This is a genomic window from Mycolicibacterium sphagni (genome assembly GCF_002250655.1).
GTDB classification, from domain to species: Bacteria; Actinomycetota; Actinomycetes; order Mycobacteriales; family Mycobacteriaceae; genus Mycobacterium; species Mycobacterium sphagni.
This window is the reverse complement of the sequence record NZ_NOZR01000074.1, coordinates 1-326: the sequence shown is the minus strand read 5'-3', so window position 1 is coordinate 326 and position 326 is coordinate 1. Positions and strand designations below refer to the sequence as shown.

Genomic DNA, 326 nt, shown 5'->3' with positions numbered 1-326 from the left:
GTGATCATCTCGTGTGTGAAGGCTGCCCTGTTCGGGTTGATCGCGGGGTTGGTGGCCTGTTATCGCGGGTTGACGATTACCGGTGGTGGCGCCAAAGCGGTCGGCAACGCGGTCAACGAGACGGTGGTGTACGCCTTCATGGCGTTGTTTGTGGTGAACGTCGTGGTGACGGCCATCGGTATCCGAATGAGCGCGAGGTAGGGGCCGGTGGCATCTCAGGCGTTATATCCGAGGGTGGCTCGCCAACTACGGCGTCCGTTGGGGACGTTTGGTCGTATTGGTGATCACACAATCTTTTATGGGCGGGCGATCGCTGGTACTCCGCA

General features: G+C 59.8%; 1 protein-coding gene. It reads left to right on the top strand.

Annotated features, from left to right (window positions below; translation table 11 throughout):
• Positions 1-201 (top strand): ABC transporter permease (locus CG716_RS29460; RefSeq protein ID WP_207760820.1); only part of this gene is annotated, 201 nt, incomplete at its 5' end.
• Between the last annotated feature and the right edge of the window lie 125 nt (positions 202-326).